Source organism: Amycolatopsis plumensis, assembly GCF_042652605.1.
In the GTDB taxonomy this organism is placed as follows: Bacteria; Actinomycetota; Actinomycetes; order Mycobacteriales; family Pseudonocardiaceae; genus Amycolatopsis; species Amycolatopsis plumensis.
On sequence record NZ_JBHSJY010000001.1, the window covers coordinates 7503091 to 7528806 of the forward strand.

At 72.4% G+C, this 25716-nt stretch carries 25 protein-coding genes; 15 read left to right on the plus strand and 10 right to left on the minus strand.

Going from position 1 to position 25716, the window contains the following annotated elements; all coding sequences use genetic code 11:
• The first annotated feature begins 3 nt into the window (after positions 1-3).
• Positions 4-1356, plus strand: coding sequence for a rhamnulokinase (locus ACFPLC_RS36230; RefSeq protein ID WP_378192766.1), 1353 nt, complete (start codon positions 4-6; stop codon positions 1354-1356).
• Here the strand turns inward: ACFPLC_RS36230 and ACFPLC_RS36235 are convergent.
• The 4 genes from ACFPLC_RS36235 to ACFPLC_RS36250 all read right to left on the minus strand — a co-directional run bounded on the left by ACFPLC_RS36235 (position 1353) and on the right by ACFPLC_RS36250 (position 4067).
• On the minus strand, positions 1353-1949 hold the full coding sequence (locus ACFPLC_RS36235; RefSeq protein ID WP_378192557.1) for a mycothiol-dependent nitroreductase Rv2466c family protein: 597 nt from the start codon (positions 1947-1949) through the stop codon (positions 1353-1355). The genes ACFPLC_RS36230 and ACFPLC_RS36235 overlap by 4 nt on opposite strands.
• Before the next feature lie 66 nt (positions 1950-2015).
• Positions 2016-2624, minus strand: coding sequence for a response regulator (locus ACFPLC_RS36240; RefSeq protein WP_378192558.1), 609 nt, complete (start codon positions 2622-2624; stop codon positions 2016-2018).
• Positions 2621-3682: a sensor histidine kinase gene (locus ACFPLC_RS36245; protein ID WP_378192560.1), complete on the minus strand. Its 1062-nt coding sequence runs from the start codon at positions 3680-3682 to the stop codon at positions 2621-2623. Before ACFPLC_RS36245 ends, ACFPLC_RS36240 begins: the two co-directional genes overlap by 4 nt.
• A gap of 10 nt (positions 3683-3692) precedes the next feature.
• Entirely contained in the window at positions 3693-4067 is a 375-nt protein-coding gene (locus tag ACFPLC_RS36250) for a hypothetical protein (RefSeq protein WP_378192562.1), read from the minus strand.
• 132 nt (positions 4068-4199) lie between these two features.
• Here ACFPLC_RS36250 and ACFPLC_RS36255 point away from each other — a divergent pair, with 132 nt between their 5' ends.
• Together ACFPLC_RS36255 and ACFPLC_RS36260 are read left to right on the plus strand one after the other, a co-directional pair.
• On the plus strand, positions 4200-5240 hold the full coding sequence (locus ACFPLC_RS36255; RefSeq protein WP_378192564.1) for a LacI family DNA-binding transcriptional regulator: 1041 nt from the start codon (positions 4200-4202) through the stop codon (positions 5238-5240).
• Between the two features lie 192 nt (positions 5241-5432).
• The gene (locus tag ACFPLC_RS36260; protein WP_378236048.1) at positions 5433-8642 is read left to right on the plus strand and encodes a TIM-barrel domain-containing protein; all 3210 of its coding nucleotides are present in this window, start codon (positions 5433-5435) and stop codon (positions 8640-8642) included.
• Positions 8643-8781: 139 nt separating this feature from the next.
• Here ACFPLC_RS36260 and ACFPLC_RS36265 read toward each other — a convergent pair whose 3' ends face one another.
• Together ACFPLC_RS36265 and ACFPLC_RS36270 are read right to left on the minus strand one after the other, a co-directional pair.
• The gene (locus tag ACFPLC_RS36265) at positions 8782-9312 is read right to left on the minus strand and encodes a DUF305 domain-containing protein (protein ID WP_378236049.1); all 531 of its coding nucleotides are present in this window, start codon (positions 9310-9312) and stop codon (positions 8782-8784) included.
• Positions 9309-10241: a DUF1996 domain-containing protein gene (locus tag ACFPLC_RS36270; protein WP_378192569.1), complete on the minus strand. Its 933-nt coding sequence runs from the start codon at positions 10239-10241 to the stop codon at positions 9309-9311. The genes ACFPLC_RS36265 and ACFPLC_RS36270 overlap by 4 nt, the downstream gene beginning before the upstream one ends.
• Positions 10242-10455: 214 nt before the next feature.
• Between ACFPLC_RS36270 and ACFPLC_RS36275 the strand changes: the two genes are divergently transcribed.
• On the plus strand, positions 10456-12588 hold the full coding sequence (locus ACFPLC_RS36275) for a discoidin domain-containing protein (protein WP_378192571.1): 2133 nt from the start codon (positions 10456-10458) through the stop codon (positions 12586-12588).
• A gap of 1 nt (position 12589) precedes the next feature.
• Here ACFPLC_RS36275 and ACFPLC_RS36280 read toward each other — a convergent pair whose 3' ends face one another.
• On the minus strand, positions 12590-12928 hold the full coding sequence (locus tag ACFPLC_RS36280; protein WP_378192573.1) for a VOC family protein: 339 nt from the start codon (positions 12926-12928) through the stop codon (positions 12590-12592).
• 103 nt (positions 12929-13031) lie between these two features.
• On the opposite strand from ACFPLC_RS36280, the gene ACFPLC_RS36285 reads away from it, so the two are divergent.
• The 4 genes from ACFPLC_RS36285 to ACFPLC_RS36300 all read left to right on the plus strand — a co-directional run bounded on the left by ACFPLC_RS36285 (position 13032) and on the right by ACFPLC_RS36300 (position 16311).
• Positions 13032-13868 carry a helix-turn-helix transcriptional regulator gene (locus ACFPLC_RS36285; RefSeq protein ID WP_378192574.1) on the plus strand — a complete coding sequence of 279 codons (837 nt, stop codon included), beginning with the start codon at positions 13032-13034 and terminating at the stop codon, positions 13866-13868.
• Positions 13869-14194: 326 nt separating this feature from the next.
• Positions 14195-14629: an XRE family transcriptional regulator gene (locus ACFPLC_RS36290; RefSeq protein WP_378192576.1), complete on the plus strand. Its 435-nt coding sequence runs from the start codon at positions 14195-14197 to the stop codon at positions 14627-14629.
• Between the two features lie 20 nt (positions 14630-14649).
• Positions 14650-15240 (plus strand): hypothetical protein, encoded by a 591-nt coding sequence (locus tag ACFPLC_RS36295; RefSeq protein ID WP_378236050.1) that lies wholly within the window; start codon positions 14650-14652, stop codon positions 15238-15240.
• 9 nt (positions 15241-15249) lie between these two features.
• Positions 15250-16311: a hypothetical protein gene (locus tag ACFPLC_RS36300; RefSeq protein ID WP_378192580.1), complete on the plus strand. Its 1062-nt coding sequence runs from the start codon at positions 15250-15252 to the stop codon at positions 16309-16311.
• Between the two features lie 8 nt (positions 16312-16319).
• Here ACFPLC_RS36300 and ACFPLC_RS36305 read toward each other — a convergent pair whose 3' ends face one another.
• Together ACFPLC_RS36305 and ACFPLC_RS36310 are read right to left on the minus strand one after the other, a co-directional pair.
• Positions 16320-16832, minus strand: coding sequence for a 2'-5' RNA ligase family protein (locus ACFPLC_RS36305; protein ID WP_378192581.1), 513 nt, complete (start codon positions 16830-16832; stop codon positions 16320-16322).
• A 132-nt stretch (positions 16833-16964) separates the two neighbouring features.
• Positions 16965-17384 carry a hypothetical protein gene (locus ACFPLC_RS36310; RefSeq protein ID WP_378192583.1) on the minus strand — a complete coding sequence of 140 codons (420 nt, stop codon included), beginning with the start codon at positions 17382-17384 and terminating at the stop codon, positions 16965-16967.
• Between the two features lie 155 nt (positions 17385-17539).
• Between ACFPLC_RS36310 and dinB the strand changes: the two genes are divergently transcribed.
• The 5 genes from dinB to ACFPLC_RS36335 all read left to right on the plus strand — a co-directional run bounded on the left by dinB (position 17540) and on the right by ACFPLC_RS36335 (position 22281).
• Positions 17540-18730: a DNA polymerase IV gene (dinB, locus tag ACFPLC_RS36315; protein ID WP_378192585.1), complete on the plus strand. Its 1191-nt coding sequence runs from the start codon at positions 17540-17542 to the stop codon at positions 18728-18730.
• Between the two features lie 629 nt (positions 18731-19359).
• A complete protein-coding gene (locus tag ACFPLC_RS36320; protein WP_378192587.1) occupies positions 19360-19770 on the plus strand; it encodes a histone-like nucleoid-structuring protein Lsr2 in 411 nt (136 codons plus the stop codon).
• Between the two features lie 465 nt (positions 19771-20235).
• On the plus strand, positions 20236-21534 hold the full coding sequence (locus ACFPLC_RS36325) for an OFA family MFS transporter (RefSeq protein WP_378192589.1): 1299 nt from the start codon (positions 20236-20238) through the stop codon (positions 21532-21534).
• 10 nt (positions 21535-21544) lie between these two features.
• Complete coding sequence (locus ACFPLC_RS36330) at positions 21545-21685, plus strand: hypothetical protein (protein WP_378236051.1); 141 nt, start codon at positions 21545-21547, stop codon at positions 21683-21685.
• Entirely contained in the window at positions 21652-22281 is a 630-nt protein-coding gene (locus tag ACFPLC_RS36335; protein WP_378236052.1) for an MFS transporter, read from the plus strand. The genes ACFPLC_RS36330 and ACFPLC_RS36335 overlap by 34 nt, the downstream gene beginning before the upstream one ends.
• Before the next feature lie 30 nt (positions 22282-22311).
• Here the strand turns inward: ACFPLC_RS36335 and ACFPLC_RS36340 are convergent, their stop codons facing one another.
• Positions 22312-23049 (minus strand): GntR family transcriptional regulator, encoded by a 738-nt coding sequence (locus ACFPLC_RS36340; RefSeq protein ID WP_378192593.1) that lies wholly within the window; start codon positions 23047-23049, stop codon positions 22312-22314.
• Between the two features lie 168 nt (positions 23050-23217).
• Between ACFPLC_RS36340 and ACFPLC_RS36345 the strand changes: the two genes are divergently transcribed.
• On the plus strand, positions 23218-24207 hold the full coding sequence (locus ACFPLC_RS36345; RefSeq protein WP_378192595.1) for a 2-dehydropantoate 2-reductase: 990 nt from the start codon (positions 23218-23220) through the stop codon (positions 24205-24207).
• Positions 24208-24219: 12 nt separating this feature from the next.
• Positions 24220-25716 carry a molybdopterin oxidoreductase family protein gene (locus ACFPLC_RS36350; protein WP_378192597.1) on the plus strand — a complete coding sequence of 499 codons (1497 nt, stop codon included), beginning with the start codon at positions 24220-24222 and terminating at the stop codon, positions 25714-25716.

A 25716-nucleotide genomic window follows, 5' to 3' on the forward strand; every position in this document is an offset into this window, starting at 1 on the left:
GTGATGGCCGGGACCGTCGGCTCGTCGGTGCTGGAGGTCTCGGAGGTACGGCGGTTCGCCAACGGCGGGATCCAGGCGGGCCCGGTGCTGTACTGGGACGTCCTGGGTCTCTACCGCGAGACCGTGGCCGGAATCCGCGAGGCCGGGCATCTGGACGGCGTCGGCATCGACTCGTGGGCGGTCGACTACGGGCTCCTGGACGAGCGCGGCGCACTGCTCGGCAACCCCGTCCACTACCGCGACCCGCGCACGGACGGGATCACCGTCCCGGTGCCCGACCGGGAACTGTACGACGTGACCGGGCTGCAGCAGCTGCCGTTCAACACGCTGTACCAGCTGGTGGCCGAAGGCGACCGGCTCGCCGCGGCGCGGACCGTGCTGCTGATCCCCGACCTGCTGAACCACTGGCTGACGGGAGAGATCGGGGCGGAACGCACCAACGCGTCGACCACGCAGCTCTACGACGTCCGCGCGCGGACCTGGGCCACCTCGCTCGCCGACCGCGTGGGGATCCCGCCGCGGCTGCTCCCGCCGTTGCGCGACCCCGGCACGGTGGTGGGCACGGCCCGCGAACTGTCCGGTTTGCCGGTGATCGCGGTGGGTTCGCACGACACGGCGTCCGCGGTGGTCGCCGTGCCCGCTTCGCCCGGCACGAACTTCGCGTACATCTCCTCGGGAACGTGGTCGTTGGCGGGCTTGGAGCTGCCGGCGCCGGAGCTGAGCGACGCCGCCCTCGCGGCGAACTTCACCAACGAGGGCGGCGTCGACGGCACGATCCGCTTTCTCCGCAACGTGATGGGCCTGTGGGTGCTGTCGGAGACGCTGCGGACGTGGTCCACTTCGGACCTGCCCGGCCTGCTCGCGGCGGCGGCGGCCGCGCCCGCGCTGGCGGCGGTGGTGGACATCGACGCCCCGGCGTTCCTGCCACCCGGTGACATGCCGGCGCGCCTGGCTGCCGCTTGCGAGGCGACCGGCCAGCGGCCGCCTGCGGAGCGGGCCGCGGTGGTCCGGTGCATCCTCGACAGCCTCGCGTTGGCCTACCGCCGCACGCTGCGGGAGGCGGCATCGATCACCGGCCGCACGATCGACGTGGTCCACATCGTCGGCGGCGGGGCGCGCAACGAACTGCTGTGCCGGTTGACGGCGGACGCGTGCGGAGTGCCGGTCCTGGCGGGCCCGGTCGAGGCTGCGGCGCTGGGCAACGTCCTGGTCCAGGCCCGGGCGCTGGGGGAGGACCTGCCGGATCTGGCGTCGATGCGGGCGTTGGTGCGGGAAACCCAGGAGGTCCGGCGCTACGAGCCCTCGGGTGTCGGGGATTGGGACGCGGCGGAGGCCCGTCTGACGCGAAACACCTAGCTCGTCACCGGCCGGCCGCGGCCCCGCTTCAGCTCGGAAAACCCGGGCGTGCCGGTCACGAGCAGCACGCCGTCCCACAGCCGTCCGGCTTCCTCACCGCGCGGGACCGGGCTGACGACCGGGCCGAAGAAGGCGTGGCCGTCCACGTGGATCGCGGGGACGCCGAGGTCCTCGCCGATCGGGTCGAGCGCCGCGCGGTTCCCGGCACGCAGGTCCGCGTCGAGGTCCGGCGACTCGGCGGCGTCCGCCAGCGTTGTGGGCAGGTCCACCGAGGCCAGCGCGGCGACGATCGTTTCGCGCGTCACCGGTTCCTTGTCGCGGTGGAAGCGCGTGCCGAGCGCGGTGTAGAGCTCGCGCAGGACCTCGTTCCCGTGCGCCCGCTCGGCGGCCAGCGCGACACGGGCGGGGCCCCAGCGCTCGTCGAGCCAGCCGCGGTACCAGTCGTCCACCTCCCGCCCTTCGTTGTGCAGCGACAGGCTGAACACGTGGAACCGCGTCCGGACCTCGCGGACGGCCTCCACCTCCAGCAGCCACCGGGAGGCGATCCACGCCCACGGGCACACCGGGTCGAACCACAGGTCAACGGTTTTCACCCGGCCAACCTAGGGTGGCGGGCGGCCCGGCAGAAGATCCAATTCCGGGCGGGCGGACCGGGCCAATCAGAGCCAGCCGCGCTCGTCGGCGATCCGCACCGCCTCGACCCGGTTGCGTGCGCCGGTCTTGGCGATCGCCGCCGAGACGTAGTTGCGCACCGTCCCTTCGGACAGGTAGAGCCGGGACGCGATCTCGGCGACCGTGGCGCCGGTCCGGGCGGTGACGAGCACGTCGCGTTCCCGGGCGGTCAGCGGCGACTCGCCCGCGGCGAGCGTGGCGACCGCCAGCGCCGGGTCGACCACGCGCTCACCGGCCCGCACGCGGCGGATCGCGTCGGCGAGGACGTCGGCCGGGGCGTCCTTCACGACGAACCCGGCCGCGCCCGCGTCCATCGCGCGGCGCAGGTAGCCCGCCCGGCCGAAGGTCGTGAGCATGACGACGCGGCAGCCCGGCACCTGCGCGGCGAGCACCGCCGCGGCGGAAAGACCGTCCAGGCCCGGCATTTCGATGTCGAGCAGGGCCACGTCGGGGCGGTGCTCGCGGGCCGCGGCGACGACCTCGTCGCCGCGGCCGACGGAGGCGACCACCTCGAAGTCGTCCTCGAGCGCGAGGAGCGCGCACAACGCCTGGCGGACCAGCTCCTGGTCGTCCGCGAGCAGCAGCCGGATGGTCACACCGTCACCCGCAGCCGCCAGCCGCCGGGCCGCACCGGCCCGGCGCCGAACTGCCCGCCGGCCGCGTTGACCCGCTCGCGGAGGCCGGCCAGCCCGGAGCCTTCCCCGGCGGACCCGCCGACGCCGTCGTCGACCACCTCCACAGTGGACTCCGAGAGGGTGACCGTGCACCGGGTCGCGCGGGCGTGCCGGGCCACGTTGGTCAGGCCTTCCCGCACCACCCACCCGAACAGCTCCTGGTGCGCCGGGCCGACGACGTCGGTCGCGGTCGGCAGGTCGGCGGTGACGCCGCACGCGCGCAGCAGCTCGCGCCCGCGCGCCAGTTCGCCGGCCAGGGTGACCTCGCGGTAGCCGGACACCGCCGCGCGGACGTCGGTCAGCGCCTGGCGGGCGAGCGTTTCGACGGCGGTCATCTCCTCGCCCGCGCGGGCCGTGTCGGCGTCCACGAGCCGCCGGGCCAGGGTGCTCTTGACGGTGATCGCGGTGAGCGAATGGCCGAGCAGGTCGTGCAGGTCCCGGGCGATGCGGGTGCGCTCGGCCTCCGACGCCAGCCGCGCGACCTCGGCACGCGCCTCGACGAGCGCGGCGTTGGCCCGGATCGCCTCGGCGAACGCGGACACCATGAGCACGGTGAACACGAGTGCGACCGCCTGCGTCCACGCCGGTCCGCCGGGCCAGGGGCCGATGACGGCGGCCAGTGCGGCTGCGGCCACCAAGCCCGCCCCAACGCGGCGGGGGAGCCGGGGCACGGCCAGGGAGAGCACGACGGCGGCGAGGAAGAACGCGTCGGCCTGGGCGAACGGGAACGCGGCGGCGAACAGCACCGCACAGCCGCCGGTCAGGAGCCAGAACGGCCGCGTCGCCCGTCGTGCGGCCGCAGCCGCGGCGAACAGGTAGCTCACGGCGAACGCGGCCACGACCAGGCATCCCGCGAAAGCGTTCGAGGAGTGCTGCAGCACGCTCGCCATGGTCACGGCGGGATAGACGAGCATCCCGGCGTCGAGCAGCCGCAGCCGCCAGCCGTGCACCCAGCGCTGCACGTCCCTCGTCCCGTCCACCTCCGGCACGCTACCGGGCCCGGACCCGCCGTCCGTTGACGAGCACCGTGACACCGAGCAGCAGCAGCCCGCAGACGGCCTGCTCGATCCGCAGCCACACCGGGAACAACCCGGGCAGAGCGACGATGACGACGATCGCCACGAGCATCGCCGCGGCGACGATCCGCAGCCTCAGCAGGCCCTTCCGCGACCCGCGCGCCGCGCTGCGGGCGAAGGCGAACGTCAGCAGCGAACTGGCGACGACGAGGGTGGCGCGCACCCAGACCGCGTCGGTCACCAGGGCGTGGTCGTTCCGGAGGAGCACGATCGCGACGAGCGTGAGGACGCTGAGGACGGCGTAGCCGCCGGTGAGCAGGAGAACGGGCCGGAAGGCGGTGGTGGTCATGCCGGAAACGCTGGTCTCGCCGGTGGTCCGGGGGCAGTGCCGTCCCGCACCGGGCGCCCATGACATTTGTCATCGGCGCGCCGCCGGTCCCAAGGCTGGGAGAGCGCTCTCACAGCGTGCTACAAAGAAGGGGTGACGACGCACCCGCCCTCGGCGCCGCCGACCCTGGAGGACGTCGCGCGGGTCGCCGGCGTCTCGCGGGCCACGGTGTCCCGCGTGGTCAACAGCGTGCGCAACGTCGACCCGAAGCTGCGGGAGACCGTCGAACGCGCGATCGCCGCCACCGGGTACGTGCCGAACCGCGCGGCCCGGTCCTTGGTCACGCGCCGCACGGGTGGGATCGCGCTGGTGGTGTCCGAGCCCGAACGGCACATCGAAGCCTTCGGCGGCGTGTTCGGCGACCCCTTCTTCGGCCGGGTCGTCGAAGGTGTGATCGCGCACTTGCGCCCGCAGGGCCTGCACCCGATCCTGATGCTCGTCGACAGCGACGAAGAGCGGGAGAAGCTCGTGCCGAAGCTGCGGCAGGAGCAGGTGAGCGGGGTGCTGCTGATCTCGCTGCACCCGGCGGAGGACCCGCTGCCGCGGATGCTGACCGACGCGGGTGTCCCGACGGCGCTGTTCGCGCGGCCGGGCCGCCCGGCGCCGGTGAGCTACGTCGACGTCGCCCACCAGGACGGCGCCCGGCTGGCCGCGGACCGGCTGGTGTCCCGCGGGTGCCACCGGGTCGCGACGATCGCGGGCCCGGCGGGGACACCGGCTGGCCAGGACCGGCTGGCCGGGTTCCGCGACGCGATGGCCCGCCACGGTCACGCGTACGTGGCGGTCGCCGAGGGCGACTTCACCGAGCACGGCGGCGAGCGCGCGATGGAGCGGCTGCTGGCCGAGGAACCGGCGCTGGACGGGCTGTTCGTGGCCAACGACCTGATGGCGTACGGCGCCCTGACGGTGCTGCGCGAGGCGGGCCGCCGGGTCCCGGACGACGTGGCGGTGATCGGCTTCGACGACAGCCGGGTGGCGCTGAGCTGCCGCCCCAGACTGACGACGGTCCGCCAGCCGGTCGAGGAAATGGGCGCGGCGATGGCCCGGATGGTCCTGGACCGCATGGCCGACCCGCAGCGGCGTGCGGAATCGGTGATCTTCGACCCGGAGCTGGTGATCCGCGAGTCGGCTTGAGCGAGCCGTCCAGTACCACCCCCGTGACCGGTTCGCCCCGGTACTCCGCCCGCGTGGCCTGCCGGGCAGTGACACGGGCTGTCCGGACAGATCTTCCCGCTGGCCTGGACATCCGCCCAGCGCCTGTGCTCAGATCGGAACGCCTTTTCCAACGTTGTAAAACTGGTCCCCTGACCGGAACGGAGTTCCGCCGTGCGGCCGAGAGCAGTCAGATCCCTCCACCTGGTGAGCGTCCTGGCGGTCGCCGCCGCGGTCGTCACCGTCGCGGCGCCCGCCGACGCCGGACCCGCCGCGCGCGGGACCGTCGCGGCGGGGAACGCGCGCTTCCAGGTCCTGTCCCCGACCTTGATCCGCACGGAGTACGCGGGCGACGGCCGGTTCACCGACGCCGCCACGTTCAACGCCGTCGGCCGCGGCTCGTTCACGCCCCCGCCGTTCACCGCCACGACGGCGAACGGCGTCCTGACCATCCGCACGAGCGCGACGACCCTGACCTACCAGCTGAACTCCGGTCCGTTCGATTCCGGCAACCTGCAGATCAAGACCACGGCGGGCGCACCGGTGACCGCGGCGCCGTGGCGCCACCTGACCTGCGCGACCGGCGCGCTCTGCGAGGCCGAAGACCTCACGGCCGACGGCCTGGGCGTGGCCACCGACCACACCGGCTACACCGGCGAGGGCTTCCTCGCGGGCTTCGAGAGCACGGGGACCTCGGCCACCGCCGACGTCTCCGCCGCCACGGCCGGGACGTACAACGTCACCGCCCGCTTCGCGAACGGCACCGGCGGGGACGGCCAGCACGTCACGCGCACCCTGAGCGTGTCCGTCGACGGCGGCGCGGCCCAGAAGCTGACCCTGCCCACGACGGCGGACTGGAACAGCTGGGCCACCGCCTCGGTGCCGGTCACCCTCACCGCGGGCCGCCACAACCTCCGCCTCGAGCGGACCGCGAGCGACTCCGGCAACGTCAACGTCGACGCGATCGCGGTGCTGCCGCCCGGCGCGTCCTTCCCGCCGGCGTCGGCGCGCGCGATCACCGGCTGCGCCCTCGACGTCAGCTGTGAAGCCGAATCCGGCCTTCGCACGGGCTCGGCCGTGGTCGCCACCGACCACACCGGGTACGCCGGACGCGGGTTCGTCGCCGAGCTCAACCGCGGCTCTTCACTGACCCACCGCGTGGTGGCGGTCCCGAGCGCCGGCACCTACCAGCTGGCCGTCCGCTACGCCAACGGCACCGGCGGCGACGGCCTGCACCAGACGAGGACCGCGACGGTCGCGGCGTCCGGCGTGACCCGCACGCTGTCGCTGCCGGCCACCGCGAACTGGGACACCTGGGGCACCGCCTCGGTGCCGGTCGACCTCAAGGCCGGCGCGAACGACGTCGTCCTCGGCTGCCCCGACGACGCGAGTTGCCACGTCAACCTCGACACGGTCGCCGTGACGCGCACCGGAGCCGCGGTGCCGCAGCCGCACCTCGCGCTCGGCGGCTACCGGCGCGGCCTCGACGGCGTCAACGGTGACAACGGCACGCCGTCGCTCACCGAAGGACTCCTGCACTCCGACGGGTGGTACCTGCTCGACGACAGCCCGTCCGCGCTGTACGACACGGCCACCGAGAAGGTGACGCAGCGGCCGTCGCACGGCGGGAACCCCTACCAGGACGGCTACGCGTTCACCTTCGGCCACGACTACAAGGCGGGGCTGCGGGACCTGGCCACCCTGACCGGGCCGTCGGAGCTGCTGCCGCGCTGGGCCTACGGCGTCTGGTACTCCGAGTACATCGACCGCACGGCGGCCGACTACCGCGACAAGATCCTGCCGAAGTTCCGCAGCGAGGGCGTCCCGCTGGACGTGCTGGTGACCGACACCGATTTCAAGGCGCCGGACACGTGGAACGGCTGGCAGTTCGACACGAACAAGTTCCCCGACCCGGCGGCGTTCTTCGCCTGGTCGCACTCGCAGGGCCTGCACAACACGCTGAACATCCACCCGAGCATCATGGGTTCGGACCCGCAGTTCGCCCGCGCGCAGGCCACGGCGAAGGGCAAGCTTGCGAAGTCGAACTGCGGCACGGACTGCTACGTCTTCGACTGGGGCGACCCCGACCAGCTCAAGGCGTACCTGGACCTGCACGGTCAGATGATGAACCAGGGCAACGACTTCTGGTGGCTCGACTGGTGCTGCGACGCGTCGAAGTCCAGCCTGCAGGGCGTCACGCCGGACTCGTTCATCAACCAGAAGTACGCCGACCTGTCCGCGCCCGCGATCGAGCGGGGCTTCGCGACTTCGCGGGCGTACGGCTCGCTGCAGGCCGGTGGCTACGGCGGCCCGGTCGGGCTGTCGACCGGGCCGTGGGCCGACAAGCGCAGCACGGTCCACTTCACCGGCGACACGTCCTCGACGTGGGGCACGCTGCGGATGGAGGTCGGGATCACCCCGGCCGAGTCGGCCGCGACGGGCCTGTCGCCGATCAGCCACGACATCGGCGGCCACAACGACACGACCGGGCTGCGCGGCAGCGAGACCTACACCTCCGGCGGGCAGCAGCACCAGACGTTCAAGCTGCCGGACGACCTGTACGCGCGGTGGGTCCAGCTCGGCACGTTCCAGCCGATCGACCGGCTGCACAGCAACCACAGCGACCGGCTGCCGTGGCAGTACGGCGACGCGGCGAAGGCGTCGGCGACGAAGTTCCTGAACCTGCGCGAGAACCTGGTGCCCTACACCTACACGCTGGCCCAGCAGGCGGCGACGACGGGCGTGCCGGTGGTGCGGCCGACGTACGTGGAGTACCCGGACGACCCGGCGGCCTACGCGGCGGCGTCGAGCGAGTACTTCTACGGGCCGGACATGCTGGTGGCGCCGGTGACGAACCCGGGGACGTCGGCGACGACGTCGGTCTGGTTCCCGCCGGGGCAGTGGACGGACTACTTCAGCGGCCGGGTCTACCAGGGCGGGAGCACCCAGCAGGTGACGTCCGACCTCGGGACCATGCCGGTGTTCGTCCGGGCGGGCGGTATCACGGTGACCCGCACGGCCGACGTGACCAACGACGTCCAGAACCCGCTGAACCGCGCCACGGTCACGGTGGCGCCCGGGGCGTCGGGGTCGTTCTCCCTGTATGAGGACGACGGGAGCTCGTCGAAGCACAGCTCGACGACGCGGATCACGTACTCCGAGCGGCGCGGCGCCCACACGGTGACGGTCGAGCCGACTCGCGGGCGGTCCCAGGTCAATTCGCGCGAGTGGACGGTGAAGTTCCTCGGCGTGCCGTCGGCGCCGTCGCGGGTGCGGGTCGGCGAGGGCTGGGCGCCGTCGCAGAGCTGGAAGTGGGACGCGGCAACGCAGACGCTGACAGTGACGGCCCACGCCGGAAGGGGTCCGGTGACAGTGACGTACTGAGCGCAGCCGAGCCGGTGAACTGCCGCCGGGGCCACCGCACGGGGTGGCCCCGACGGCACCGGCTCGGCCACCCTGTGGGGTCGGTGGCCTCCGCGGCCCGAGCTTCGGCTCGGGCCGAGTCGTGTTTCCGCGTGTTCAGTCACCCCAGGCCGGTCAGCGCCTTCTCCTGCCGCGCCCCTTCGGCGCCGACTTCACCGGCCAGTTCCCGCGTTTCCGCATCGCCGCCCGAGGTCTGCTCACCCCGCGCCAGCACCACCAGCTGCGCCGCGTGGGCTCGCAGCAAGGCGACCAGACGCCGGTCGAACTCCTCGCCGGTCCCGGTGCGCAACGCCACCAGGTCCGCCGCCGTGACCATGCCCGGCATCCTGTGTCCACCGTGGACATCGGCCGCCGGCAGCCCGGCCCGGTCGCGGGCCGACTTCAGCCGCGTCAGCAGCCGTTCCGCCGGCGCCGCCACCGAGTCCGCGGCCGCGCGCACCGCCGGGCTCGCCGCGTGGCCGGGCGCCAGCCGGGCGGCCGCCAGCGCGTTCTCGGTCATCGGCACCACCAGCTGCAGCCACGCCACATCGGTCGGGTTGAAGGGCGAGGCGGCGGGGGCGGGGCCGGTGGTGGCGCAACCGCCCACGATCAGCGCCACCACCGCCACCGCCCCCGGGAACGGCCGTCTCACGGACGGCCGGGCAGCCGGTAGTTCGGTCCGAGCACCGTGCCGCGGTCCGGCTTGTAGAGGTCGAACCCGCGCGGGTCGCACTGCAGGCCGCCGTTGATGCAGTGCTTCACCAAGGCCTCCAGCGTCGGCGGGTCCCACGCGTTGAAGAAGTCGTAGTGCCACGAGTACCCGCGCCCGCTGGCCAGGTGCACGCCGGACATGTCGCCGCTGACCGGGAACGCCATCTTGAACTCGAGCATCGGCACCGGCACCGGGTGGTCGGCCGGGCACGTCAGCGTCGCCCGGTCCGGGTACGCCATGTGGCTCTTGTGGTCGGCCGAGTCCAGGTGGACGCCGTCCCAGCAGCTCGGCGCCTGGTAGCGGATGTTGAGCTGGCTGCCGGCGACGCACCGGACGGGGATGTCCCAGTTGTGGAAGCTGTCGCCGCACTCCCAGCCCTCGACGGCGCCGGTCGCGTGCTGGAACTCGTCCTGCGTGGCGGTGACGCTGCCGACGACGTACCGCAGCCCGGGCGGGAACGGCACGACCTTGGTGTAGTCGAGGATGCCGGACTTGTAGTAGACGACCTGCGCGAAGTTCGGCAGCACCACCTGGTTGCCGTTCAGGACGGTCGGGAACCAGTACGCCGACAGGTCGTCCGGCGCCAGGCACGTCGTGTTGCCGACGCCCGCGTTCTGCAGCGACTGCAGGGTGGTCGCCGCGTTGGTGGTCTTGTTGCCGAGGAACGTGTGGTCGTGCGACGCGCCGGGCAGCCCGGGGAAGACGATCGGGTCGTCCGGCTGGTGGTGGCTGGGGGAGCAGTTGACCTGGAACTCGTGGTGGGTCACCAGGTCGTCGGCTCCGGCGGGCGACCAGGTGGCCGCGGTCAGGAAGGCGCCTGCCAGCACGGTGGCGGCGGTGCAGGCGAGGAGCGCGGCTTTCGTTGCCAAGGGTCCTCCACGGTGAGGGGCCAAGGATGGGAGAGCGCTCTCCCACAGCATGCGCACCCGGCCCCGGCCGTGTCAAGGAGCACCCGGATCGTCCGCCGGACAGTCATTGTCGGGTTCAAAGGCGAATCTTGACAACGCGGGGGCGCGTGCCGAACCATCGAGCGCGCCGGAGAGCGCTCTCCGTCTCCGTTCCCCTTGTCGTACGGGAGTCATCGTGGACCGACCGTCGCTCCTCCGTGCCGTCCCGGCGCTGGTGGCCCTGCTGGTACTGGGCCTGCTCGCCGGCCCCGCCCCGGCCCACGCGGCCACGCTGCTCTCCCAAGGAAGACCCGCGACCGCGTCGAGCAGCGAAGGCGCCGGGACCCCGGCGTCGGCGGCGGTCGACGGCAACGCCGGAACGCGCTGGGCGAGCGCCTGGAGCGACCCGCAGTGGCTGCAGGTCGACCTCGGCGCGCCCGCGGACATCAGCCAGGTCACCTTGAACTGGGAAGCCGCCTACGCCACCGCGTACGAGATCCAGGTCTCGGACGACGCCACCGCCTGGCGGACCGTCTACAGCACGACGACCGCGACCGGCGGCACCCAGAACCTCACCGTCACCGGCCACGGCCGGTACGTGCGCTTCTACGGCACCCACCGCGTCGGCGGCTACGGCTATTCACTGTGGGAATTCCAGGTCAGCGGCACGCCGGGGACGCCGACGCAGGACGGCCCCGGCGTCACGCGGGTGACCGGGTCGCCGGGCAACTGGCAGCTGACCGTCGACGGGACACCGTGGACCGTGAAGGGCCTGACGTGGGGACCGCCGGTCAGCGAGGCGGGAACGCGGATGCCCGAGCTGCACGCGATCGGCGTCAACACGGTCCGGACGTGGGGCACCGACGGGAGCAGCCGGCCGCTGTTCGACGCCGCCGCGGCCAACGGCATCAAGGTCGTCGCCGGCTTCTGGCTGCAACCCGGCGGCGGCCCGGGCAGCGGCGGCTGCGTCGACTACACCACCGACACGAACTACAAGAACACGATGCTCGCCGAGATCCGGAACTGGGTGGACACCTACAAGGCGAACCCCGGCGTGCTGATGTGGAACGTCGGCAACGAGTCGATCCTCGGGATGCAGAACTGCTACTCCGGCACGCAGCTGGAGCAGAACCGGATCGCCTACACGCGCTTCGTCGACCAGGCCGCGCAGGCGATCCACGCGATCGACGCGAACCACCCGGTCACCTCGACCGACGCCTGGACGGGCGCGTGGCCGTATTACAAGGCGTACGCGCCGAGCCTCGATCTTTACTCCGTCAACTCCTACGCCCAGGTCTGCCAGGTGAAGCAGGACTGGCTCGCCGGCGGCTACACGAAGCCGTACATCGTCACCGAGACCGGCCCGGCCGGCGAGTGGGAGGTGCCGAACGACGTCAACGGCGTGCCCGCGGAACCGACCGACCAGCAGAAGCGCGACGGGTACGTCAACGCCTGGAACTGCGTGCTCGCGCACCCGGGCGTGGCGCTCGGCGCGACACTGTTCCACTACGGCACCGAAGGCGACTTCGGCGGCGTCTGGTTCAACATCACGACCGGCAACGAGAAGCGGCTCTCGTGGTACGCCGTCCGCAGGCTCTACAGTGGACAGACGGGCGGCAACACGCCGCCGGTGATCTCGTCGATGAACCTCAGCCGCGTCACCGACGTCCCGGCCGGCTCGACGTTCACCCTCACGGCGAACGTGTCCGATCCGGACGGTGACCCGATCACCTACACCATGGGTTACAACAGCAAGTACATCGACAACGCGTCGGGGCTGATCCCGGCGCAGTTCACCGGCACCGGCACGTTCACCGTCACCGCGCCGCAGCGGCTGGGCGTCTGGAAGATCTACCTCTACGCCCGGGACGGCCACGGCAACGTCGGCATCGAGACGCGGTCGCTGCGGGTGGTCGCCCCGCCGGTGCCGGGCACGAACCTGGCCCGGGGCAAGGTGACCACGGCGTCGACCTACCAGGCCGACGGTCCCGGCGCGCCCTACCCGCCGCAGGCCGCCACGGACGGCGACGCCGCGACGCGCTGGGCGAGCGCGTGGGCCGATCCGCAGTGGCTGCAGGTGGATCTGGGCAGCAGGCAGGCGTTCGACCACGTCCAGCTGATCTGGGAGGCGGCCTTCGGGAAGGCCTACGAGATCCAGGTGAGCGACGACGCGGCGAACTGGCGGACGGTGTACTCGACGACGACGGGCGACGGCGGCGCCGACGATCTCGCGATCGCCGCCACCGCCCGCTACGTCCGGGTGTCCGCCACCCAGCGCGGCACCGCGTACGGCTATTCGCTGTACGAGTTCGGCGTGTACCGCCGCTGACTCACCCCGGGATCAGGCAGAAGAGGTGCCCTTCGGGGTCTTTCAGGACGACCCAGTCGGCGCCACCGGGCTGGAACTCCGGCTTGGTGGCGCCGAGCGCCTCGAACTCCTCGACAGCGGCGGCGAGATCGCCGACGCGGAGGTCGAGGTGGGCGTGCTTGGCGTCGTCCGGCCAGGACGGTCCCCGGTACCCGGCGACGCGCTGGAACCCGAGGATGCCGAGCTGGACGGTGTCGTCGTCCTGATAGGTCACCTCGAGGCCGAGTCCCTTGGCGTAGAAGGCGGCGAGCGCGGCCGGGTCGGCGCAGTCGAGGACGATCGTGGTGAGTTCCGCGGGCATTTCCCGACTCCTTTCGTTCTGCGGTCACTCTTCCGGGTGGGCCGGGCCGCGGTCTTGAAGATCCTTGCGGGAACTGTCGTACCCCCGGCGTAGCGTCCGGGCCGTGTTGGAAGCAGTGGAAATCGCGGCCCGCCCGGGGTACGCGGTGAGCGTGGTGACGTGCGCGGACGATCACCGGGGCTGGTCCCCGCCCGAGGTGGTGGAGGGATACCGGATGGTGCTCGTCCGCCGCGGCCGGTTCCGCCGTCACGCGCGCGGGGTGGTCGCGGACACCGACCCGGCGGTGGGGTACGTCGCGGAGCCGGGGGAGGAGGAGCGGTTCGCCCACCCGGCGGGCGGAGACGTGTGCACGTCGGTGACGTTCGGGCAGCACCGCTGGCACCAGCTGGCGGGTTCCCCGCCGGCCCGGCCGACGGTGTACGTCGACGCGCGGCTCGACTTGGCGCACCGCCGGGTGGTGGCGTCGGTGGCCGACCCGGACTACGCGCTGGCCGAGGGGTTGGTGGAGCTGGTGGGCCTCGCGATCACGCAGGCGGCTTCGGCCCCGGTGCCGGGCGGCCGGGGTGACGACGGCGCGCTGGTGTCGCGGGCTCGGGAGGCGCTTGCCGCGGACGTGCCGGCTGCCGTGGGGTTGTTCCCCCTGGCGGAGCTGCTGGGGGTGTCGCCGTACCGGTTGAGCCGGGCTTTCCCGCGCGAGGTGGGGGTTTCGCTGACGCGGTACCGCAACCGGATCCGGGTGGGCCGGGCGCTGGATCGCTTGGAGGCGGGGGAGGAGGAGCTGGCGAGGCTGGCGGCGGAGCTGGGCTTCGCGGACCAGGCGCATTTGACGAGGACGGTCCGCGAGCACACCGGAGCGACCCCGGCCGCACTCCGTCGGCTGCTGGCGGGTGAGCGGGCGGGGGCTGCCGAGGTGGCAGGCGCGTTCGAGCGGAGGGGGTGACTGGGGGTTGAGTGCGTTCGAGTCCCGCGCGAGCTGAGACTGTGGGCTGATTCCTGCCGCGCGGCGCTTTCGCCGAAGGACCCCCCTCTCCGGCCACGGCGAGGGGAATGACTGAGATGGGGCGGCGCGGCGGGAACCGGGTCAGGCGCGTGGTCACCCCCAGCGGCCACGTGAGTCACCCGCGGGCCGCTGCGCCACCCCGGGCCGGTGTCACGTTTCCGAAACACCGGACAGGAGTATCGTAGTCTTTCCGGTACAGGCGGTGTCAAGTTTTCGGAACAGCTACCCTGTTCGGTGTCACGTTTCATGGCGGCAGGTGGTGTGTGGTGAGCGAAGAGCGCAGTTTCGCCGAACGGCTGGCGCACCTGATCGCGACCGTGCACCCGCCGGACCGCAAGCCGTACTCCTACCGGGAGATCGCGCACGGCGTCGCCGAGCAGACCGGCGTCACGATGTCGGCGACCCACGTCCAGCAGCTGGCCGTCGGCGCGCGCAAGGATCCGAAGCGCTCCCACATCCAGGCGCTCGCCCAGTTCTTCGGCGTGCCGGTGACCTACTTCTTCGACGACGAGGTCGCCGGGCAGGTCGACCGGCAGGTCGAGGACGTCGTGGCGTGGCGCGACAGCGAGGCGCGGAACCTCGCGCAACGAGCCATGCGGCTCTCGCCGCGCGACCGCGAAACCGTGACCGCCCTGCTGGATCAGCTCGGCAGCTACGACGACACCCGGCGTCGCGCGGGCCGGCGGCGGAAGCCGGAGTGATCGCGCGCGCCTCGGCTACGATGACCTCGTCCGTGTTCGCGCCCCGGTGCACCCGGCTGGCGCCCGCTGACCGGGGAGGACCTATCGACGAGCACGGCCTGCCGGCCCTCCGCCACCGGGCACGCGAGCGCGTGCGGGCGCTGCTCGCCGCCGTCCCGCTGCCGCGGCCGTGGTCGATGAACGCCTGGGTCGACGCCCTCGAGGCGTGGCGCGGGCGCGAGATCGACCTCGTCCCGATCGCGTACCGGCCCGGTCAGCCCTCGGGTGCGTGGCAGGCCCGCCCGGACTACGACCTGATCGCCTATACCGAGCACACGTCGGCGCTGCACCAGGACCACATCATCGCCCACGAACTGGCCCACATGCTGTGCGCGCACACCGGGACCTGCCTGCTGTCGGAGGCCGAGGCCGCCGAGCTCGCCCCGGACCTGGCGCCGCGGGCGCTGTCGCACCTGCTCACCCGGGTCACGACCGGGACCGACGAGTACGAGGCCGAACTGATCGCCGTCCTGCTGCTGAGCGCGGCGACGAGCGAGCCGCCCGCCGTTCAGCCGGGCGCGTCCGGCCGGGCGGCGGACCAGGCTAGGCGGCTGGCGGCGCTGCTGGGATAGTCACGTCCCGTGATCGACCTGCTTTTCTTCGGAGTGGGGCTCTTCGCCCTCGGCGCCGGCATCTGGCGAGCGGCCCGCGCGCGACGCACCGGCGCGGGCGCGGGCCTGGCCCTCTCGCTCATCGCGCTGGGCGCGGCGTTCTGCTTCCTGGCGAACCGGGCGCAGCAGTTCGAGAGCGAGATCTACCCGAGCCTCGGCCGGCTGCTGTCGAACCTGGCGACGATGGTCGCGGCGTACGGCATCGGCCTGACGGTCGCCGAGATCAGCGGCACCCGCGACCGGGGCCGCCGCACCCGGCTGATCGCCCTCGGCGTGGCGTTGGCGGTGCTGGTGGTGACGTTCTTCAGCACGCCGGACCTGCCGCGCGGCCTCGGCCTGTTCGACGCGCTGTACCGCACGCACCCGACGCTGGTCGTCTACGTCTTCACCTACACGGTGTATTTGGGCTTCGCGGTGCTCGACATCGGCTTCATCGCGGCGGTGACGATCCGGGCGAGCGGCGGCGCGCTGCGTGCAGGGCTCGCCCTGTTGCTGCTGGCGTCGGCGTTCGCGGTCGCCTACCTGGGCGGGAAGGTGGTCGCGACGATCCGCGCCCTGCAGGCCGACCACCCGGCGAAGGCGGTGTGCCGCGGGCCGTTCTCGACGCTGTCGTGCGCCCTGGACGTCGGGTTCCCGGCGGTGTCGGTGTTGCTGATCGTCGTGGGCTTGACGATCCCGGCGGTCCCGGGCCTGGCGGCGTCGCGCCGGGACGCCCGGACGCTGCGCCTGCTCCGGCCCCTGCGTGCCCACCTGACGCGGCGGTTCCCGGAGATCGCCCGCATCGACCCGGCGGGGCCGTCCCGGCGAGAGCGTCTGCTGACGGCGATGAGCGAGACCAACGACGGCCTGATCCTGGCGGGCGTCACCCCGGACCTGCCCGCCGCGACGGCGGCGAGACTGGTACGCGACCTGCCGGACGAGCCGCGCGAGACCGAGCCGCCCACCGCGGCGGCCGAACCGTTCGCCGCGGACGTGGCGCGGCTGCGGGCGATCGCCCGCGCGTACCGGAAGCTGGAGAACGCCGGCCCGTAGGCGGCCGTTCACCCGCCGAACGGTGCCTCCAGCCGCAGTTCCCAGCCGCGATCCGTGAGGGCCACCAACTGCAGGGCCGCCGCGCGGTCGACCAGCGGCAGCAGTGGCCGCACTTCGACGGCGACCTGCTCGAGAGTCTCGGCCGAGCCGCCCATCGCGACCGTCACGTGCGCGGCCGGGCGCGGACCGAACCGGCCCCCGTACGGGAGAACGTCCGGCCACCGCGCACAAACCGCGTCGGCGATGGCCTGCAGGGCCGGAGCCGCGAGAGCCACGAAGCCCGGGGTGACCACCAGTTCGGTGAGCGGCACTTCGGGAGGCGGAAAGCCCGCGGCGAGGGACCGGACCGCCGCCAGGACCTCATCGGTCAGGGAGTGGTCCGGCAGGAACGGATAGAGCGCCGTCACGTGGGCGGGCAAGCCGGGACGGACGAGAGCGGGATCGACCCGCCGGGCCGCGGCCAGCGCCGGCTCGGCGGCGGGCAACAGGATCAGCAACGCGGTGGTTCCGGGTGCGGGCACCCCCGCATGATGGCAGCAGCCGCGCGAGGAAGGTCGCCGGGAACGGGCTCGACGGCACGGGAAGCCCGCCAACGGCCGACGTGGCCATCGGGCGGCAGCGTCTTCAGCGCCAGGCCGGGGTTGCCATCGCTCTCAGGCGGCAGCCGTCTTCGGGAAGCGGTTCGAACGGGCCAGCGCCAGGCTCCTCCGGCACAACTCGACCAGCTCCTGGTTGGCCCGGCTGAGCGGAATCCGCCCGCAGAGCCCGCACCGGATGGTCACCTCACCCGCGAGCTCGTCCACCGCGACCAGCGCCCGGTGATCGCAGCGACGGCACCACCGGTACCCCGTCGCCGGGTTGCTGTGGACCGGCGAGGCCACGCAGTCGTGCAGCCAGCGGCGGTGGATGCGGCAGGTCACGCGGTCGGTCGGATCCAGGCCGCCGGTGTCTTCCGTGCAGTCTTCGCGCGCCAGCGTGGCGGCCAGCAGCGGCTGCCGCGGTGCGGCCGGCCTGTCCTGCGGACTCGGCATGGCCCACGCGTGGTGGTCGCCGCATCGGCACTTCTCGGTCATGTCGCCCCCAGTCGTCGGGTTGTTCGTTGGGTCGAGTGTGAGCTGGGTTACACGGCGTGGACAACCGGAAAAACGCCTAATTTCGACCGGCGGCACGTCACCCGCGGTAGGCGGACGAGCGGACTTCGGCGCGCGGGTATGCGAACATGTGTTCTATGACCGACGAGGGGCCCATCCTGCACGCCGACCTCGACTCGTTCTACGCGTCGGTCGAGCAGCGCGACGATCCCGCGCTGAAGGGGCGGCCGGTGATCGTCGGCGGCGGGGTCGTGCTCGCCGCGAGTTACGAGGCCAAGGCGTACGGCGTGCGCACCGCGATGGGCGGCGCGCAGGCCCGCCGGCTGTGCCCGCACGCGGTCGTCGTGCGCCCGCGGATGTCGGCGTACCTCGCCGCCAGCCGCGCGGTGTTCGAGGTCTTCCACGACACGACTCCGTGGGTGGAAGGCATCTCGATCGACGAAGCGTTCCTGGACGTCGGGGGATTGGCGAGGATCGGCGGGCGGCCGAGCCAGGTCGCCGAACGGCTGCGGGCGGCCGTCGCCGAGCGGGCCGGGCTGCCGATCACCGTCGGGGTGGCGCGGACGAAGTTCCTCGCCAAGGTCGCCAGCCGCGTCGCCAAGCCCGACGGCCTGCTCGTCGTCCCGCACGACGGCGAGCTGGCGTTCCTCCACCCGCTGCCGGTCTCGGCGCTCTGGGGTGTCGGCAAGGTCACCGCGGAGAAGCTGCGGGCGCGCGGGATCACGACCGTCGGCCAGCTGGCGGCGTCCGAGCACGTCGACCTCGTCGGCCTGCTCGGCCGGGCCGCCGGGGCGCACCTGCACGACCTGGCGCACAACGAAGACCCGCGCCGCGTCGAGATCGGCACGCGACGGCGCTCGATCGGGGCCCAGCGGGCCCTGGGGCGCGGCAGGCGCACGCCCGCCGAGCTCGACGTCGTGCTCGTGGCGCTGATCGACCGGATCGCCCGCCGGTTGCGCGCCGCCCGCCGGGTCTGCCGGACCGTCACGATCCGCCTGCGTTTCGCCGACTTCTCCCGCGCCACCCGCTCGCACACGCTGAACGACCCGACGGCCGGCACCGGCGTGCTGCTCGCCGCGGCGCGGGAACTGCTCGTCGCCGCGCTGCCGCTGATCGCCGACCGGGGGATCACCCTGCTGGGCGCGGCGCTGTCGAACCTGGCCGACGAAAACCCTTTCCAGCCGACGCTGCCGTTCGAACGGCAGCGGGCGACGGAGCTCGACACCGCTCTCGACGCGGTGCGGGACCGGTTCGGGAAAGCGGCGGTCACCCGCGCGGTGCTGCTCGGCCGTCCGGACGACCTCGAAGTGCCGATGCTGCCGGACTGAGCGGAAAAGCCGGCGCCACGATTTCCGGGCCAAGTGACACCGAGCCAGCTGGCGAACACGGGGCGAAACGGTCGAGTCCACTCTGGACGAGCCGTTCCGGGGATCGCCGGGTGGTCGGCCCCGGACACCCGGAATCGTCGTGACGTGCTCCGATCCGCGAACGAATCGAGCCCGGTGGTCGAAATCACATACTGGTCTATACCGGAATTGACGCGCATCAGGGGCGCTCCGGCTGACCGCTTCGGTGCGGGCACCGGTCAGGATCGCGTGAGTGTCGTGGAGCCGGTGGTAGCGCAGCAGTTCCTCGGCGCGGAGCCGAGCAGGCGCGCCGTCGACGAGCAAATGTGCTGCCTGCGCGACGGCGGCGTAGCTGATCCGGGGCCTATTAGCCAGAAATCCGGCCGAGGTGATGTCGCCACGGTACCGATTCGATTTCGAGCATATCACGAAATCAAATTCGCGACAGGACGACGAGCATTTCGGCTCGGTTGCGGGTCACTCTGGACGCGGGCGAGCCGCTCGCCCGAGCGGCCATTGTGGACGCTTACGGGTGTCGCGCGTGCCGGGCATGATTCGACAGGTTAGGGTCTGTCCGACCGTGTTGTGGAGAAGATGAGGAACGACGAATCATGGCGCAACGGGTGCAGGTCCAGATGGTGGACGACCTCGACGGCAGCGAGGCTTCGCAGACCGTCCCCTTCAGCCTCGACGGGGTGACGTACGAAATCGACCTGTCGGAGGAGAACGCCTCGGCGCTGCGGGACGAACTGGCTCGCTACGTCGCCGCCGCGCGGCGCATCGGTGGCCGCAAGGTTCGCCTGGCGAGCGGGCAGTCGCTGGCCGGCCCGTCCGGCTCGGGCACCGACCGCGAGCGCAACCGGCAGATCCGCGAGTGGGCGCAGGCGAACGGCTACGAGGTCGCCGAGCGCGGCCGCCTGTCCAGCGAGATCATCGCCGGCTTCGAGGCCGACCAGGCCGCGGCGGCCGAACCGGCCGAAGCCAAGACGGCGCGCAAGCGAGCGACCCGCAAGAAGGCTTGAAAGCCGGACCCGTGCCGGCGGGGCCGCGCCACCCGGCGCCGCTCCGCCGACCGGTCGCCGCTTGAGTTCACACGTGGCGTTCGGTGTCTTTTCCGTGCCGCGCCGTCACGCCGGGTGTTCGATGTGGACGGCTTTGCCGGTTCTCGGCCTCGTCAACCGGACAGTTCCCCGGCCGGACGGGCGGTGAAGGCTTGTCGGAGAGCGGCTCCGATGGCCAGACTGTCAGTGCTCCGCGCGGCCGGTACCGCGGCGGAGCACCGGTCCGGTGGCCGCCTCCTCCCTCGATGGCCACCGGGCCGCCTCCTCTTAGTGGCGTGAGAGCCGCTCCGCCGGGCCGCCCGCGCTCCGGCCGCCCGCTCGGCCATCCGGGCACGACCGCCCACTTCCGGTAGACAACCGCCGCGCCCTGGCGCACACTCGGGCTACTCCATACTGCATACAATCGTCCAGCAGGAGGCGGTCGTCATGGCCGAGGTGCGCGAGCTCCGGGATGTCTACGGACGGCGGTACCGCGTCGGGGAGTCCGACCGGGACCTGCTCGGCCGACCGCGGGCGTGGATCACCTGGCTCGCCGCGGCCGCGATGCTCGCCGCCGGGGTGCAGCAGTACGGGTTCGGCGCGATCGTGCCGTCGCTGGGCCGGCTGCCCGGCTGGACGTTCGGCGGCATCGTGCTTTCGCTCGCGGTGTGGGCGATCTGCCAGGCCGGGGCCGCCTTCCCGGTCGCGTGGCTCCGCGACCGCGGCCTACTCCCCGCGCCCGTGGCGATGGCCGCCGGCGCGGTTCTGTGCGCCGCCGGGCTCGTGACGCTCGGCCACGCCACCAGCCTGCCCGCCGTGTTCCTCGGGTACTCGGTGCTCGGCGGCCTCGGTACCGGGCTGGTCTACGCGACCTGCGTCGGCGCGGTGCTCGCCTGGTTCCCGGACGGCACCGGCCCGCGCGCGGGCATCGTGAGCGGGGCGTTCGCCTGCGGCAGCGTGCCCTTCGTCCTGCTCGCCGCCGCTCTGCCGGCCGCGCGGCCGGTGCTCCTGGACGTCACCGCCGCCGTCGTGCTCGTCGTCATCGCCGGGTGCGCCGCGCTGCTGCGGTACCCGCCGCGGAACTGGTGGCCCGCCACACCCGAACCCCGCACCTGGGCGCTCGACCGGGCGCACAACCGGCGGCCCGCGGTCCGGCACTACCGGCCGGCCGAACTGTTCCGGTGCCGGACGACGCTTTCGCTATACCTCGTGGTCGTGCTCGCCGCCGCCGTGCTGCTGTTCGACCTGGCCTACCTGGCGACGTTCACCGCCGCGCGCAGCGGGCCCGTGCTCGCCGCCGCCGCGCTGGCGCTGCTCGCCGCGGCCACCGGCGGCGGCCGTGTCCTGATCGGACGGCTCGCCGGCCGGCTCGGCCGGCACCGGATCCTGCGCTTCGCCCTGCTCGCCGGCGGACTGGCCCAGTTCGTGCTCTTCTACTCCGGTGAGCACCGGCACGCCGTCGGCCTGCTGCTGGGCGTCGCGCTCGCCGGGCTGGGGAACGGCTGCTGCTACACGCTGCTCGTCGGCCTCGTGCGCGAGTTCTTCGGGGAGGAGTCGGTGGCCCAGAACTTCGGCATCCTCTACAGCGCCAAGGCCGTCGGCGCGGCCGTCGGGATCGGGCTGGCCACGCTCGTCGTGACGGAGCACGGGTTCGTCGCGGCCGGCGTGCTGAGCCTCGCCGGGGCGGTGCTGTCCGGGCGGCTGACCCAGCCCGGCCGGCCCGAGTCGCTGCTCCCGGCGGCCTGACGTGGGGCGGATGACGAGCAGGCGGCGGGTCCTGCGCGTGCACGACGGCGGGCACACCACGCGGCCGGACACGCTGACCGTGGAGGAACCCCTGGAGATCCGGGTGGCCGGGAACCGATGGAGGCCGTCCGGACCGGGATGCTGCCGCTGATGTGGGTGTGCCTGGTGATCATCGGCGGGGTGTCGCTGTTCGGCATCAACTTCCAGGTGCCGTTCGCGAAGGTGAGCCACTTCGGCGCGTTCGTCGCGGCTTCTTCGGCCGGCGTGCTGGCGATCGTGAACGGGACCGGCCGCGCGGTCGTCGGCTGGGCGTCGGACAAGCTCGGGCGGCGGCAGACGCTGACGCTGGTGCTGGTGATCGCGGCCGTCGCGCAGTTCGGGGTGCTGTACGCCGGGAACACGCACAACCTGGTGCTGTTCATGGTGTTCGCGTTCCTGACCGGCTTCGGTGGTGGCGCGTTCTACCCGCTGTTCGCGGCGCTGGTGCCGGACTACTTCGGCGAGAACAACAACGCGTCGAACTACGGGCTGGTCTACAGCGCGAAACTGGTCGGTGGCGTCGGCGGGGGCGGGCTCGCCGCGGGCGTCATCAGCGTGTGGGGCTACACGGGCGCGTACGTCCTCGCCGGGTGCATCGCGCTCCTTTCGGCGGTGCTGACGCTGTTCCTGCGCCAGCCCGGCCGGAAGCGCCACCAGCTCGCCGAAACCGAGCTGGTGGCGCGACCGTCGGCCGCGGCCGACGGCTGATCCGGTTCAAGCGCCCCGGTCCTGCCGAAATCAGGATCGGGGCGCCTCCGGACGTTCGTGGTAGGCCTGGCGGGTTCGTTCGGTGTGCTTGGCCATGATCTTCTCGGCCGTGTCGGTGTCCTGGGCGGAGATGGCCTGGATCAGCTCTTCGTGCTCGTGCCAGGCGTCCTGGCCGCGGGGCCGGGCGATGGGCGTGTAGTACCAGCGGACCCGGCGGTCGACCAGGCCGATCAGCTCCGCCAGCACTTTGTTCCCGGACAGCTCGGTGATGAACGCGTGGAGGGCGGCGTTGGCCGCGACCAGTCCCTCGGTGTCCTCGTCGGCCAGCGCTTTGAGCCCGGCCTCCTGCAGTTCCCGCAGGCGGCCGACGTCGGCGGGTGTCGCGTTGCCGGCGGCGAGCTTCGCCGAGTGCGTCTCCAGCACGCTGCGGACGCTCAGCAGCTGGTCGGCTTCCTCGTCGGTGGGCAGGTGGACGAACGCGCCCTGGGCGGGGCGGAGGTCGACCCAGCCTTCGCTCTGCAGCCGCTGCAGTGCTTCCCGGACCGGCTGCCGGCTCACGCCGAGGTACTCGGCGAGGTCGGCCTCGACCAGGTGCTGGCCGGGTTCGAGGGTCCGGTTGATGATCAGTTCGGCGAGGGCCTCGTAGACGACCTGCCGCAGCGGCGCGGGCCGTTCGACGCGCTTGGCGGCGGTCGAGCTGAGTGAGCCCTTGGCCGTGCGGCGGCCGGTCGGGCCGCGGTCGGGCAGCGGGGAAGCGGGCTGGCTCACGGGACACCTCGAGTCGGGAGGAAAGCGGTGATCGACCACCAGGATACAGGTTTTGGTATGCAAAATCCCAGGATCGCCGCGTCGGGAGTTTCACGCCCTCTCGACCTGGCCTTTGGCTCGGATCCAGGATACTGTATGCAATCGAGTCCTCGAGCAAGGAGGCGCATCATGAAGGTGGCTGTTCTCGGGGCCGGGGCGATCGGCGCCTACGTCGGGGCCGCGCTGCACCGCGGCGGGACCGAGGTGCACCTCATCGCCCGCCGGGCCCATCTCGCGGCGATGCGCGAGCACGGCGTCCGCGTCCTCAGCCCGCGCGGTGACTTCACCGCCCGCCCGCACGTCACGGACGACCCCGCCGAGGTGGGCGAGGTCGACTTCGTGTTCCTCGGCCTGAAGGCCAACTCCTACGCCTCGTGCGGCGAACTGCTCGCCCCGCTGCTCGGCCCGGAGACGGCGATCGTCGCCGCGCAGAACGGCATCCCGTGGTGGTACTTCCACGGCCTGCACGGCCATCCGCTCGAAGGGCAGCGGGTCGAGACCGTCGACCCCGGCGGCTCGGTCACCGCGGTGCTCGAGCTCCGGCGGGCCATCGGCTGCGTCGTCTACTGCTCGACGGTCATCGAGGAGCCGGGCGTCATCCGGCACCTGGAGGGCACCCGGTTCTCCCTCGGCGAGCCGGACGGCGAGATCTCCGCGCGCTGCAAGGTGCTCAGCGCGGCGATGATCGCCGGTGGACTCAAGGCGCCGGTCGAGGCCGACCTGCGCAACGACATCTGGATCAAGCTGATGGGCAACGTCGCCTTCAACCCGCTCTCGGCGCTGACCCGGGCGACCATGGCCCAGATGTGCGAGCACGAGGACACCCGCGAGCTCGTCGCCACGATGATGACCGAGACCCTCGCGATCGCCCGCGCCGCGGGCTGCGACCCGGGGGTCTCGGTGGAAAAGCGCATCGACGGCGCCTGGCGCGTCGGCCACCACAAGACGTCGATGCTGCAGGACCTGGAAGCCGGCAAACCCCTCGAGATCGACGCCATCATCGGCGCGGTCGTCGAGCTGGCCGGCCTCACCGGCGTGCCCGCACCCGCCCTGCGGTACGTCCACGCCGCCATCTCCCTGCTCGACCACACCAGCAAAGTCCCCGTCGGGTCGCACTGACCGGAGGTCCCCGTGAAGCGCAGGAACACCGAGCCGTACGTGCGGCTCACCCAGCCCCTGGTGCGCGATTCCGGCGTACTGCGACCGGCGACCTGGGAAGAAGCCCTCGACCGGGCGGCCGCCGGGATCCGCCGCACCCTGGACGGCAAGGGACCCGAGGCGTTCGGGATGTTCTCGTGCGCCCGCGCCACCAACGAGATGAACTTCGTCGCGCAGAAGTTCACCCGCGCGGTGATCGGCACGAACAACGTCGACTCGTGCAACCGCACCTGCCACGCGCCCAGCGTCGCCGGGCTGGCCCGCGTGTTCGGCAGCGGCGGCGGCACGTCGTCCTACCAGGAGATCGAAGACGCCGACGTCATCGTGATCTGGGGCGGCAACCCCCGCGAGGCGCACCCGATCTTCTTCCAGCACGTGCTCAAGGCCGTCCACCAAGGAGCGAAGCTGTTCGTGGTCGACCCGCGGCAGACCAGCACGGCGAGCTGGGCGCACCGGCAGCTGCAGCTCGAAGTCGGCACCGACATCCCCCTTGCCCACGCCATCGCCCGGGAGATCATCCACTCCGGACTGGCGAACACGACGTTCATCGAGCGCGCCACCGAGGGGTTCGCCGAGTTCGCCGCGTCGGTCGAGCCGTGGACGCCGGAGGTGGCCGAGAAGACCACCGGTGTGCCGGCCGAGCTGATCCGCGAACTCGCCCACACGTACGCCCGTGCCGACCGCGCGCAGCTGTCCTGGACCCTCGGCATCACCGAGCACCACAACGGCACCGACAACGTCCTGGCGCTGATCAACCTGGCGCTGCTGGCCGGGCAGGTCGGCCGGTACGGCGCCGGGCTGAACCCGCTGCGCGGGCAGAACAACGTCCAGGGCGGCGGCGACATGGGCGCCATCCCGGACCGGCTGCCCGGTTTTCAGGACGTCCTCGACGCCGGCGTCCGGGCCAAGTTCGACACCGCGTGGGGTTCGTCGATCCCGCCGCACAAGGGCCTCAACCTCACCCAGATGCTCGACGCGATGGAACGCGGCGATCTGACCTGCGTGTACGTCATCGGCGAGAACCCGGTGCAGTCCGAAGCGGACTGCGAGCACACGATCAAGCGGCTGGCCAACGTCGACCACCTGATCGTGCAGGACATGCTCACCGAGGAGTTCCCGATCCGGCTCACCACCGGGCGGCGGCTGGACTCCTACAACACCGGCGTCCAGTCCGGCGGGTTCCCCTCCCCGCTGCGGCAGGGCGAGACCCTCGACCTGTGTCCGGAGGACGCGCGGGCCCTCGGCGTCGAACCCGACGAGCTGGTGCAGATCTCGTCCCGGCGCGGTGCGATCGTCGCACCCGTCCGGCTGGACAAGGGGCTCAAGCCGGGGCTGGCGTTCATGACCTTCCACTTCCCGGACGAGGTGGACGTCAACGTCATCACCATCGAAGCGACCTGCCCGATCGCCGGGACCGCCGAGTACAAGGCCGCGGCCATCCGCGTCGACAAGCTCCCGGCCGAGGTCTGA